Source organism: Streptomyces sp. SID5910 (genome assembly GCF_009862125.1).
Lineage (GTDB): Bacteria > Actinomycetota > Actinomycetes > Streptomycetales > Streptomycetaceae > Streptomyces.
The window spans coordinates 1-11,284 of record NZ_WWHX01000085.1; the positions used below are offsets into that span (position 1 = coordinate 1).

The following is an 11,284-nucleotide window of genomic DNA, read 5'->3' on the forward strand; positions in this document are numbered from 1 at the left end:
TGAAGCCACGAGGTGACCTTCGCCGACGGCTCGGCCGTCACCACCGGCCTCCTGATCGGCGCCGACGGGGCCTGGTCCCGGGTCCGGACGCTGGTCTCGGACGCCAGGCCCGCCTACACCGGCATCTCCTTCGTGGAGACCGATCTGCACGACGCCGACGCACGCCACCCGCGCGGCGCGGCCCTCGTCGGCGGCGGATTCTTCCTGTCCCTCGGCACCGGGCGCGGCTTCCTCGCCCACCGGGAGACCGACGGAAGCCTCCACGTCTACACCGCGCTGGAGACCGGCGAAGGCTGGCTCGACACCGTCGACTTCACGGACACCCCTGCCGCCAAGGCCGCGGTCCTCGCCCACTTCGAGGGCTGGCACGAGGACCTGCGGGCCCTGGTCGCCGACGCGGACACGCTCGTCGGGCGCCGCATCCACGCCCTGCCCGTCGGGCACCGGTGGGAGCGGACCCCGGGTGTGACGCTGCTCGGTGACGCCGCCCACCTGATGTCCCCGTTCGCCGGGGAAGGCGCCAACCTGGCCATGCTCGACGGCGCCGAACTCGCCCTGGCGATCGCCGCCCATCCCGACGACACCGAGGCCGCCCTGACCGCGTACGAGACCGCGCTCTTCCCGCGCAGCGAGGCCTCCGCCGAGGAGTCCGCCACCAGCCTGCGGACCATGTTCGGCGAGCACGGTCTGGAACGGATGGCCGAGTTCTTCACCGCCGGCCCGGCAGCCGGCTGACACCCGGCCTCGTCCGTACGGCGATTACGATGCCCGGCATGGCTGGTCGCGCGCTGAGCTTCGGAGCGGTCGCGGAAGTGTACGAACGGTTCCGGCCGGGGTATCCCGCGGAGCTGTTCGACACCGTGACCGCGTACGCGGGCCGTCCGGTGCGGACCGCCCTGGAGATAGGTGCGGGGACCGGCAAGGCGACCCGCCTGTTCGCCCGGCGGGGAGTCGCCGTCACCGCGACCGAGCCGGACGAGGCGATGCTCGCCGAGCTGCGCAGACACGTACCGGCGAGCGTCAGGACGGTGCGGGCCGCGTTCGAGGAGCTGCGGCCGGCCGTGCGGTACGGGCTGGTCTACGCGGCGGCGGCGCTGCACTGGACCGAACCTGAGGGCCGGTGGCCGCGGGTGGCCGCGCTGCTAGAGGCGGGCGGGGTCTTCGCCTCGTTCGGCGGGCCGTTCCGCCTGGCCGACCCGGCCGTGGCGCAGGCGGTCCGCGCGGCGCGGGCGCCGTTCCTGGGGAGCGACGAGATCCCCTCACCGGACGGCACACCGCCCGAGCACGACATGCAGTGGCCGGGCACGGAGCTCCAGCGGTCGGAGTGGTTCACCGACGTCCGCCAGTCGGTGCTCGCGCGGCGCTCGACGATGAGCGCCGCCGACTACGTCAGCCATCTCTCGACCGTCTCGGCCTACCTCGTCCTGCCGGCGCCGGAGCGGGAGCAGGTCTTCCACCGGATCCTGCGGGTGCTGCCGGACCGGGTCGACATGACCGCCGACCTCACCGTGCACCTCGCGCGTCGACGCGCCGCGGACTGATCCCGGCCCCCGAAGCAGGGGCCGGGACACGCACGCCCGGGGCCGTCAGCCGCGCGGGAGCAGGAACCGGGCGAGACCGGCGGTGGCCAGGAGGGCAGCGGCGACGGCCAGGAGGCCCAGACGCATGCCCGGCAGGGAGAAACCTCCGTGGGCATCGGCGAGCAGGCTGCCGAACAGGGCGACGGCGAGCGCGCCGCCGGCCTGGCGGGAGGCGTTGAGCAGCCCCGACGCGATCCCCGCGCGCCGGGCCGGCACGGCCTCCATCAGCAGCGCGGTCAGCGCCGGCACCGCGAGGGCCCCGCCCACGCTCAGCGGCACCAGCAGGATCACCACCAGCCACAGCGGGGTGTGCGCGGCCAGCGGCAGCATGGTGACCATGGCGGCGCCGAACACCACCTGACCCGTGACGATGACCGCGCGCCGGCCGATCCGCTCCGCCAGCCGCGGTGACACCAGGTTGGTGGCCGTCACCAGCGCCGACATCGGGACGAACATCAGCCCGGCCGCGATCCCCGACATGCCGCGCAGCTGCTGGTAGTACAGCCCCAGGACGAAGATGCCGCCGTAGAAGGCGGCGTTGAGGGCGAAGCCGACCGCCAGGGCGGGCGCCACCCGGCGGTCGCGCAGCATGCTCAGCGGGACCATGGGACGGTCGTGCCGGGCCTCCACCCGGTAGAAGGCGTACGCGGAGACGACGGCGAGCCCGGCGGCGGCCAGTACCGGCCCGCTGGTCCAGCCCAGGTGGCCGCCCTCGATCGCGGCGAAGACCAGGGCGGCCAGCGCCACCACGGCGGTGAGCTGGCCGGCGCCGTCCAGCGCGGTGGGCCGCCGCGGGGAGCGCTCCACCCGCACCAGCAGGCCGAGGATGACCGCACCGACCGGCAGGTTGAGCAGGAACACCGACCGCCAGCCGGCGCCGTCGGTGAGCAGCCCGCCCAGCACCGGGCCCGCGGCCATCGCCACCGACCCGCCGACCGTCCACAGCGCGATGGCGCGGGCCCGCGCCCGGGCGTCCTCGTAGGCGTGGCGGATCAGCGCGAGCGAGGCCGGCATCACCACCGCGGCCGCGATGCCCTGGAGCACGCGGGCGCCGATCAGCACCCCGATGCCGGGCGCGAGGGCGCAGCCGAGGGAGGCGAGGGTGAAGAGGGCGACGCCCCAGCCATAGGCGCGGCGGGCGCCGACCCGGTCGGCGAAGGCACCGGCGGAGAGCATCAGGGCCGCGAACATCAGGGTGTAGGCGTCGACCACCCACTGGAGTCCGGCCATTCCTCCGCTGAGGGAGTGCTGGATCGCGGGCAGCGCGATGTTGACGGCCGAGACGTCGACGGTGATCACCGTGAAGCCGAGCAGCCCCGCGACGAGCGCCGTCGGGTTCCGCCTCGGCGCGACGGCGTCGTCCACGGGCGCCTGGGCCGGCCCGCTCCTGCCTTGTCGCCGTCTCCGGAGTGCGCTCAGCGGGGGCCGGCGAGCGGCGCCGGGTGCGGTGTCCGCGGCGGAGACGGCGGAGACGGCGGAGGCGGCGGAGGCGGCGGACGGCGACGAGGTGGTGGGCACGGCGGACTCCTGTGGCTGGCGACGGATCAGCTCCCCGGGAACGGGGAGCGGGTGGGCGGGCGGCCTTGGGGCGCCGGGCCGCGGACCGGTGTCACGCACCCCCTGGGCCCCGGCGGCCGGGCCGCCCGCTCCGGTACCGACTCTGCCCGGCGACGGTCCGGTGCGGCAGACCGCGCCGTACCCGGGGTGCCGCGTTCCAGGTCCTGACACGGCCCCTCACGCGCCCCGCCCACCTGCCACAATGACCGGATGGCTGCAACAGGGGATGCGCGCGGCACCGAACTCGGCCGGTACCTGAAGGCGCGCAGGGCGCAGGTACGTCCGCAGGACGTCGGGCTGCCGGCGGGCGCGGGACTTCGCCGTACGCCCGGGCTGCGCCGCGAGGAACTCGCCGCGCTCGCGGGGGTGAGCGTCGACTACTACATCCGTCTGGAGCGCGGCCGGGAGACCAACCCCTCCCCCGCGGTCGTGGACGCCCTCGGCCGGGCGCTGAGGCTGCGCGGTGACGGCTACGAGCGTCTGCACGAGCTGGCGGAGCTGGCCTCCGGCCGGCCCTCCGAACTGCCCGCGTCCTCCGACCACGTCGTCCGTGACTCTGTCCTGCGCATGCTGGAGTCGGTGCGTCCGCTGCCCGCCTATGTGGTGAGCCGCTACAACCGTGTGCTCGCGGCGAACCCGCCCGGGCGGCGACTGCTGCCGGGGCTCTGGGACTGGCCGGAGGACCAGCGCAATCTGACGCGGTATCTCTTCCTCCACCCGGTCGGCCGGACCCTCTACGACCCCTGGGAGGAGACCGTCGCCCGCTCGGTCGCCCATCTGCGGGCCGTGGCCGGAGCCGCCCCGGACGATCCCGAACTCACCACGCTGGTCGGCGAACTGGTGCTGAAGTCACCCGAGTTCGCGACGCTCTGGGAGCGGTACGACGTCTGCGAACGGGGCGGCGGGCAGAAGACCTTCCGGCATCCGAAGGCAGGAGCGATGACCCTGACCTACGAGGTGATGCAGCTGGCCCGGACGGGCGGCCAGCGGATGGTGGTCTACCAGGCCGCTCCCGGGACGCCGGACGAGACGAACATGCTCGCCCTGGATCCGGCACGGCAGCGGCCGGCTCGCCCGGCCGGAGTGGAGGTCGCCGTGGGATCCCCCGGGTGACAGGGGCGGCGACCGGCCGGAAATGACTTCGCCCGGCGGCGCTCGTCAGGTACGGTCACGGAAGTTTTCCCTGCTGGGAGGCGTGGGCTTCGTGTGCCGCCGTCCCGGCAGTCACCCGGCTGAAAGCAGGTTGCGTGATGGCGTGTCGTATCAGTGAACTCGTACTCGGTTGCCGCGACCCGGAGTCGCTGGCGCGGTTCTGGTGCGAGGTCCTGGACTTCGTGGTGCTGGACCGCGAGGGCGACGAGATGCTGGAGATCGGGCCGCGCGAGGGCTTCGGCGGTCCGCAGCCGACGATCATCCTGAGCCGCCGGGACGAGCCGGAGAAGGGGAAGTCGCGGCTGCACATCGACGTCAACGCGACCGACCGCGACCAGGACGCCGAGCTCGAACGCCTCCTGAAGCTGGGCGCGCGTCCGGCCGACATCGGTCAAACGGGCGAGGAGCAGTGGCACGTGCTGGCCGACCCCGAGGGCAATGAGTTCTGCCTGCTCAGGGCCCGCCTCGCGCCCCTCTAGCCAGCCCGGCCTCAGTCCGAGGCACGGGCCCCGATCACCAGCTCGACCTCGTCTCCCGTACGGACGAACTCCCGGACCAGCCAGCGGCGGCCGTCGAGGGGAGTGCCGGCGCCGGTGGTGTACGCCGGGACGGTGAGCACGGGGCCCGCCGGTCCGTCGGCGCGCAGCTCCGCGTCGGTGACCACGTCGTCCGAGAAGCGCAGGACCAGGTCGACCGGGCTCGGGTCCGCGGCGAAGCCGTGCGGGTCGGGGAGTCCCCGGACGCGGCAACGGGCGCCCGGGAACAGGTGCGTGTGACCGCACAGGGCCAGAAAGGTGTCCGGCTCGTCCCCCGGCGTCGGTGAGCTCGTCATCGCCCCGTTCTACCGCGAACGGCCGCCTGGCGCCTCACGGGGGCGACGTGCGCGGCACGTCGCCCCCGCCCGAGCGGCGCCGGCTGTGTCCGGTGAGGCCGGGTCAGGCGACGGCGGTCCCCTCCAGCTCGACCAGCTGGCCGGGGAGCGCCAGCCGCGTCACCCCGAGCATCGTGGTGGCCGGTGCCACCCCGGCGGCGCCCAGTCTCGACGCCAGCACACCGTAGTGCGGGAACAGCAGGTCGACGTCGGTCGTGTAGACGTTGAGCCGGACGAGGTTCGCTAGGGACATGTCGGCCTCCTTGAGCACGGCTTCCAGGTTGTCGAGGCTCAGTGCCAGCTGGGCGGCCATGTCACCGTCGTGCAGCGGCTCGCCCTCGCCGCTCGTCGCGGTCTGGCCGGAGCAGTACAGGGTCCGGGTGTGTCCGGAGACGACCTCCCCCTGGTGGAAGCCCATGGCCACGGACCAGGTCACCGGATTGACCGCCGTACGTTCCACTGTCATGTCAACTCCATGCGATGCGTTGGGATATGGGCGTCCGTCGAGGCGTCGGTCGCCGTCGATGTCGCCGTGCCCACGAGGCTTCCAGGAAAAGATGACACCCTTGGTCATGTATTCGGTACGGTCCTCGCATGCGCGCCGATCGGCTGGTCTCGCTGGTACTGCTGCTGCGCCGGCGCGGCCGGCTCACCGCGGACGCACTGGCCCGCGAGCTCGAGGTGTCCACCCGCACCGTGCTGCGCGACATCGAGGCACTGTCGGCGGCCGGCGTCCCGGTCTACGCCGAACGCGGCCGGCACGGCGGGTTCGCGTTGCTGCCCTCGTTCCGCACCGAGCTCACCGGGCTGAACCAGGACGAGGCCCTTGCCCTGCTGACTGCCGGGCCCGGGCGGGGTGAGCCGGGGTTCGGCCTCGGCTCGGCGCTCGTCTCGGCCAGACGCAAGGTGGTCGACGCGTTGCCCGAGAACCACCAGGTCACGGTGAGCGACGCGGCTCAACGGTTTCTCGTCGAGCCGGAGACGGACCTGCTCTCACGCCGGCGGGCCTCCGAAGAGGTGCCCGGCGCGACGATGACCGAGATCCGGCGCTCGGTGCTCGCCGGACACAGGCTCCGCATCCACTACGCGGCCACGGACCAGGCGCCCCGGTGGCGGACGGTGGACCCGATCGGCCTGGTCACGGTGCGCGACCGGGGCTATCTGCTGGCCCTGAGATCCGGCGCGGAGCGCACCTACCGGCTGTCGCGGGTGCTGGCCGCCGAAGAACTGGCCGAACCGGCACAGCGACCGGACGCGGTCGACCTGGACCGCGCCTGGCGGGAGCGCTGCGCGCGGTTCCTGTCCGAGGACCACATCGCCGTGCTCCTCCGAGTGGCCCCGGAGAGGCGGGAGGAACTGCTGAGCACCGTGACGTCCGTCCGCGCCGCGCAACCCGACGCGGACGGACGGCTGCGGCTGGAGGTGACGTTCCAGGACCTGCGGCACGCCGTGTGGGCGCTGTGGCAGCTCGGCACGGACGCCGAGGCCTTGGCCCCGGCGTCCCTGCGCACCGCCCTTCGCGACCGAGCCGCCGCGATGGCCACCCGCTACGAGGCCACCGCGCCCGGCGCTGAGCGTGGTGCCCCCTAGGCGAAGGCCTGGTTCGCCGAACCGTCGCACTTCTGGATGCGCAGCGGCTCGCGCGGGCCGGCGAGGGTGAGGCAGAGTCCCCGCGCGGCCGTGGGCCGAATCGTGCTCCCGTCACGGACGAACTTCTGGTGGGTGCCGCCGTGGCAGTTCCACAGGACCAGGCCCGTGCCGGCCGGATACGTGGTGTCGGGGACGTCCAGACAGCGGTCCTGTGTCAGCTCGGTGTGGACGGTGCCGCGTGCCGGGTCGTACCACCAGCCCTGGTTGCGGCCGCCGTGGCACTCCCAGCCGAGGACACGGGTGCCGTTGGCACTCTGGGCGGCGTCGGCGTCCAGGCAGGTGCCGGTCGCCCGGTTCGTCAGCGGCCGGTACACCGTGTCCCAGGCGTACGGGACGAGGGCCGGCTTCCCGGACGAGTCGACGTCCGCGCAACTCGCCTCCCTGGCACCGGAGTCGTACAGCTGCGTGAGGCAGGAGGCGAAGGCGGCGTGGCCGCGCTGGTTGGGGTGGAAGGACTGGCGCAGGGAGTTCTCGTCCGGCGTGCCGGGCTTGGTGAGGTCGATGTAGGCGCCCCTGGCCCAGGTGTCCTCCATGCAGACCTCATGGCCGTGGAAGAGCCGGGAGTTGTCGAGGTAGACCGCGCCGGTGTCGGCGGCGGCCTTGCGCATGCCGCGTTCGAAGGCGGGGACGGCGCTGTCGCGGCCCCAGGCGGTGTCGGAGTCGTAGCCCAGGCCGCCGCAGGCGAGCTTGCCGGCGAAGTCCGGGTTGTCGCGGAAGTCGGGGCCGATGGGGCTGGGGTAGCCCATGACGACGAGCTTGTAGTCGCCGTCGGCGTAACCCGCGTCCCTCATCACGGTCTTCAGGTCGCGCACGGTCTGCTCGACCTTGGGCGCCAGGGCGTCGACGCGGGCCTGCCAGCCGGGGGTGTACTTGGAGGCACAGGGCCCCTGGAGGAGCAGGTAGCGCGTGACGCAGTCGGTCATCACGGGGGCGAACTGGAGGTCGTCGTTGGCTCCGGCGACCAGCACCACCATCTTGACGCGGGTGTTGCGCGCCTTGATCGCGAGGCTGTCGCTCTGCACCAGTTCGTCGGCGTACTGCTTCGAGCCGCCGATGCGGATGTTCCCGGTGTACGCGCCGGAGCACGACACGTTGAACGTGAGGTCGGCGGGGATGCCGGTGCGGTGGATGGCGGCGTCCGGCGAGCGGTGGCACCAGTTGTCGGGGCCGTTGGTGCCGGGTTCGTAGGTACCGGTGCCCTCGCCCGAGATCTCGCTGTCGCCGAGCGAGATCAGGCTGGACCTGCGGTCGTCGAGAGGCCGTTCCGCCGGGCTTCCGTAGAGCTTGGTCGCCTCGGCGGCGCGGACGGCCTCCAGTTCGGGGGAGAGCGGGACGGAGGAGACGGACTCGGCGGCCTGCGCGGGGGTGGCGGCGGTGATGCTTCCGCAGGCCACCGCCAGCGCCGCGGCGGCCGTCGTCAGCCAGTGGTGTCTGAGCCGTGTGCCCTTCACTGCACCTCCTGGTGGTGGGGTTACCAGGGGTTGTACCGGTCGGTAGCCATCGTGGGAACGCATGAAACAAGACAACTGTTCAACTTTTACGGAGAGTGACGCGGGGAGTGACGACGACGGTGACGTGCGCGCCGGGCCGCGCCGTCACGCGCGCGACGGCCGAACGGCCCCCGGGCAGCACGGAGGTGGCGGTCCGGGCGGCCCCGGTCAGCCGGATGCGCCAGCCGCCCGCACGGGGCGGCACGGAGATCTCGGTGACACCCTTCCCGGCCCGGTACGAGAGCCGGAAGGCGCCGCTGTCCGGGTCGTACGCCTCGGCGGTGATCCGGCCGGCGACCGCCGGGGCGTACGGCGCCGCGGTCCGCTCCTTGTTGGCCTGGAAGCGCCCCCGGGCGTCCACGGCGCAGTACCCGCCGCCGTAGCACCAGACGTAGCCGGCCCAGCCGGAGCTGTAGCGGTTCAGCGACGACAGAGCGTCACGGTAGAAACGCCCCATGTTCGGCAGGGAGTTGTTGAGCGGGCCCCACTCCCCCACCACGACGGGGACCCGGTACTGGCGCGGATAGACGGTGACCGCCGCCTCGTACGCCTCGATCCAGCCGGCCGAAGGGTCGTAGTCGGCGCCCGCCTCCATCGCCGTGTCGTAGAAGTGCGGCGCGTAGACGGCCCTGGGATCGTCGACGCGGCCCAGTCCGGTGGGGACGCCCTCCCCCACGATGGGAGTCGGTTCGAAGAAGATCCAGGAGTCGTGGTCGACGGAACGGACCGCGTCCGAGAGGCGGTTGTACAGGGGAGTGAGCTGATCGCGCTCGATGCGCCGGGCGGCCGTCGGCAGATCCTCGTCCTGGGCGATCTCGCCCATCGGCTCGTTGATCAGGTCGTAGCCGAGGACGGCCGGATGGTCCCCGAAGCGTGCGGCCAGCACCCGCCACATGTCCGCCTGGGCGCGCCGCAGGTCCGGGTCCTCGTAGAGGTGGGTGAAGGCGCGCTGCACGGCCGGTTCGAAGTACTCGGCGAACCAGTCGTCGGGGTGCGCGGTGAACGGCAGCCCGTCGGTCCTCGTCGCCCATTCGGGGATGCCGCGGTGCCCGAACGCGGGCCCGAAGACGTCCTGGTGCGCGTCGATCAGCACCTGGACGCGGTACTTGTGCGCCCAGTCCAGGATGCGTTCGATCTTCCGCAGGTACGCCTCGCTGTAACGGCCTCGCCGGGGTTCGAGGTCGTCCCAGAAGACCAGCAGGCGCGCGAAGTTGAACCCCTGGGCCCGCAGGTCCCGGAAGTGCCGCTCGCTGATCGCGGACAGGGCGGCCTCGCCGCGGTGGGCCTTGTCCTCGACGTTCCAGCCGCGCAGGGTCAGCACGCGGCCCCGGCCCCGGTCGTCCGTGAGCCGGGGGATGCCGGCGGCCGGATCGCGGTGGTCCCCGACGGCGGCCCTGGCGTGGGCGGTTCCGGTGGACAGCAGGACGGTGCAGACGAGCGCGGCGAGCAGACGGCGGTACATGGGACCTCCGGCACGGTCGGTCGGTCGGCAGTGCGGCAGATCACATCAGGAAAGCTGAGCATTGTTCAAGAGTGCGGACCGGTCTTGTGCGCGCACCTCTTGCCGAGGGGGCGCCAGGACCGTTACGTTCCCGGCGAGCCGGTTCATCTACGCGCGTCACTCCTCAGGGGGAGCTCCATGCACATACGTAAGGCCGTCCTGTCCGCCATCGCCCTGCTCGGTGCGGGAGCCGCCGTCGCCGCCTCGACGGGCGTGACCGCGGCCCGGCCCGGTGCCACCACGGCAGCTGCGGTACCGGCGTCGGTTTCGACTTCGGCTTCGACTTCGGCTTCCGGTTGGCAGCGGGTCGGGAACGACATCAAGAGCGGCATCAGTGGGCTCGCCGTCACCTCGCGCTCGGGCGGCACCTACCGCGCGCTGATCGCCCTCGACAACAAGCGCCCCGGAGAGAACCGCATCGCCCGGCTCACCTACGGGACCGGCGGGTCGGCACACGCGACGGGCGTGCGGCCGCTGGAGTGGAGGGGCGGTGCCGAGCCGATCGACCTGGAGGCGCTGGAGGCCGTGCCGGGCACCTCCGACGAGTACCTCGCCGTGGCCAGCCGGGGCCTCGTCTACCACCTGAAGAGCACCGAGGACGGGAAGGCGGTCGAGGTCCGCGACCTCTCGCCGCTCCCGGCGATCGGTCAGGGCGACAACTTCGAGAGTTTCACGCTCGTTTCGCAGCACGGCAGGACGGCGGCGGTCTGGGCGGACCGGGGCGACGGCGCCGGCCGGCCGGCGACGCTGTACGCGGCGCCGCTGTCGTTCAACGAGTACGGGGAGTCGACGTTCGGCGCCGTGACGAAGGCCGTCTACCGTGCGCCGTATCCCACGGGCGCGGTCCGGCACGCCTCCGACCTGACCGTCACCGACTCGGGCCGCCTGCTGGTCGCTTCGGCCTCGGACCAGGGGGACGACGGGCCGTTCGCCTCGGCGGTGAGCGACGCGGGCTCCGTCCAGCTCGACCGGTCGGGCCGGGTGCGGCTGAGGGTGGCCAAGCACCCCGAGGTGCTGCGGAAGTTCACGGACCACAAGGTCGAGGCCGTGGACTGCGTGCCCGGCTCCGGCGTCGCGGTCCTCGGCACGGACGACGAGAACGCCGGCGGCGCGGTGACGACCGCCCGCGTCTGCGACTGACCGTGCCGCCTATTGTTGCGGTCATGGCCTCCCACCCGACCACAGAACCCACCGCCTTCCACGCAGCGCTCCGGAACCAGTTCGAGACGTTCCTCGACGAGCACCGGGGCGCGCTGCACGACAGCCTGAACGGACTGACGGAGGAGCAGGCACGCCGGTCGCTGGTCACCTCCAGGACCACCCTGCTGGGCCTCGTCAAGCACACGACGTTCGTCGAGAAGGTCTGGTTCGACGAGGCGATCACGTGCCGGCCCCGCAGCGAGATCGGGATTCCGGACACGCCCGACGAGTCGTTCGTCCTCGGCGACGACGACACGATCGCGTCGGTCCAGGACGCCTACCA

The 11,284-nt window shown here is 72.8% G+C and carries 11 protein-coding genes and 1 pseudogene; 7 read left to right on the top strand and 5 right to left on the bottom strand.

Annotated elements, in window-relative coordinates; translation table 11 throughout:
- Positions 1 to 6 precede the first annotated feature (6 nt).
- Both GTW67_RS03260 and GTW67_RS03265 read left to right on the top strand, forming a co-directional pair.
- Positions 7 to 735 (top strand): annotated as a pseudogene (locus GTW67_RS03260) (FAD-dependent oxidoreductase); the annotation flags it as partial.
- Between the two features lie 38 nt (positions 736 to 773).
- Positions 774 to 1,541 carry a methyltransferase domain-containing protein gene (locus GTW67_RS03265; protein WP_161163275.1) on the top strand — a complete coding sequence of 256 codons (768 nt, stop codon included), beginning with the start codon at positions 774 to 776 and terminating at the stop codon, positions 1,539 to 1,541.
- A 45-nt stretch (positions 1,542 to 1,586) separates the two neighbouring features.
- On the opposite strand, the gene GTW67_RS03270 is transcribed toward GTW67_RS03265, so the two are convergent.
- A complete protein-coding gene (locus GTW67_RS03270; protein ID WP_161163284.1) occupies positions 1,587 to 2,879 on the bottom strand; it encodes an MFS transporter in 1,293 nt (430 codons plus the stop codon).
- Between the two features lie 468 nt (positions 2,880 to 3,347).
- Here GTW67_RS03270 and GTW67_RS03275 point away from each other — a divergent pair, with 468 nt between their 5' ends.
- Complete coding sequence (locus GTW67_RS03275) at positions 3,348 to 4,250, top strand: helix-turn-helix domain-containing protein (RefSeq protein ID WP_161163276.1); 903 nt, start codon at positions 3,348 to 3,350, stop codon at positions 4,248 to 4,250.
- A gap of 137 nt (positions 4,251 to 4,387) precedes the next feature.
- The gene (locus GTW67_RS03280; protein WP_161163277.1) at positions 4,388 to 4,768 is read left to right on the top strand and encodes a VOC family protein; all 381 of its coding nucleotides are present in this window, start codon (positions 4,388 to 4,390) and stop codon (positions 4,766 to 4,768) included.
- 11 nt (positions 4,769 to 4,779) lie between these two features.
- On the opposite strand, the gene GTW67_RS03285 is transcribed toward GTW67_RS03280, so the two are convergent.
- Together GTW67_RS03285 and GTW67_RS03290 are read right to left on the bottom strand one after the other, a co-directional pair.
- On the bottom strand, positions 4,780 to 5,121 hold the full coding sequence (locus tag GTW67_RS03285) for a hypothetical protein (RefSeq protein ID WP_161163278.1): 342 nt from the start codon (positions 5,119 to 5,121) through the stop codon (positions 4,780 to 4,782).
- A 103-nt stretch (positions 5,122 to 5,224) separates the two neighbouring features.
- Positions 5,225 to 5,626 (bottom strand): RidA family protein, encoded by a 402-nt coding sequence (locus tag GTW67_RS03290; protein WP_161163279.1) that lies wholly within the window; start codon positions 5,624 to 5,626, stop codon positions 5,225 to 5,227.
- 128 nt (positions 5,627 to 5,754) lie between these two features.
- On the opposite strand from GTW67_RS03290, the gene GTW67_RS03295 reads away from it, so the two are divergent.
- Positions 5,755 to 6,750 (top strand): helix-turn-helix transcriptional regulator, encoded by a 996-nt coding sequence (locus GTW67_RS03295; protein ID WP_161163280.1) that lies wholly within the window; start codon positions 5,755 to 5,757, stop codon positions 6,748 to 6,750.
- On the opposite strand, the gene GTW67_RS03300 is transcribed toward GTW67_RS03295, so the two are convergent.
- Positions 6,747 to 8,261, bottom strand: a complete 1,515-nt coding sequence (locus GTW67_RS03300) for a ricin-type beta-trefoil lectin domain protein (protein ID WP_346010547.1) — start codon at positions 8,259 to 8,261, stop codon at positions 6,747 to 6,749. The two genes, GTW67_RS03295 and GTW67_RS03300, sit on opposite strands and share 4 nt — an antisense overlap.
- 79 nt (positions 8,262 to 8,340) lie before the next feature.
- A complete protein-coding gene (locus tag GTW67_RS03305; RefSeq protein ID WP_161163282.1) occupies positions 8,341 to 9,762 on the bottom strand; it encodes a cellulase family glycosylhydrolase in 1,422 nt (473 codons plus the stop codon).
- Positions 9,763 to 9,939: 177 nt separating this feature from the next.
- On the opposite strand from GTW67_RS03305, the gene GTW67_RS03310 reads away from it, so the two are divergent.
- Both GTW67_RS03310 and GTW67_RS03315 read left to right on the top strand, forming a co-directional pair.
- Positions 9,940 to 10,941 (top strand): SdiA-regulated/phytase-like domain-containing protein, encoded by a 1,002-nt coding sequence (locus GTW67_RS03310; RefSeq protein ID WP_202436769.1) that lies wholly within the window; start codon positions 9,940 to 9,942, stop codon positions 10,939 to 10,941.
- 23 nt (positions 10,942 to 10,964) lie between these two features.
- Positions 10,965 to 11,284, top strand: a 320-nt coding sequence (locus tag GTW67_RS03315) for a mycothiol transferase (protein WP_161163283.1), incomplete at its 3' end; no start/stop codon positions are given.

Excerpts from the sequence above, each read along its gene's own strand:
- GTW67_RS03265 (WP_161163275.1), top strand. The coding sequence starts at position 774 with ATGGCTGGTCGCGCGCTGAGCTTCGGAGCGGTCGCGGAAGTGTACGAA.
- GTW67_RS03275 (WP_161163276.1), top strand. The coding sequence starts at position 3,348 with ATGGCTGCAACAGGGGATGCGCGCGGCACCGAACTCGGCCGGTACCTG.
- GTW67_RS03280 (WP_161163277.1), top strand. The coding sequence starts at position 4,388 with ATGGCGTGTCGTATCAGTGAACTCGTACTCGGTTGCCGCGACCCGGAG.
- GTW67_RS03285 (WP_161163278.1), bottom strand. The coding sequence starts at position 5,121 with ATGACGAGCTCACCGACGCCGGGGGACGAGCCGGACACCTTTCTGGCC.
- GTW67_RS03290 (WP_161163279.1), bottom strand. The coding sequence starts at position 5,626 with ATGACAGTGGAACGTACGGCGGTCAATCCGGTGACCTGGTCCGTGGCC.
- GTW67_RS03295 (WP_161163280.1), top strand. The coding sequence starts at position 5,755 with ATGCGCGCCGATCGGCTGGTCTCGCTGGTACTGCTGCTGCGCCGGCGC.
- GTW67_RS03305 (WP_161163282.1), bottom strand. The coding sequence starts at position 9,762 with ATGTACCGCCGTCTGCTCGCCGCGCTCGTCTGCACCGTCCTGCTGTCC.
- GTW67_RS03310 (WP_202436769.1), top strand. The coding sequence starts at position 9,940 with ATGCACATACGTAAGGCCGTCCTGTCCGCCATCGCCCTGCTCGGTGCG.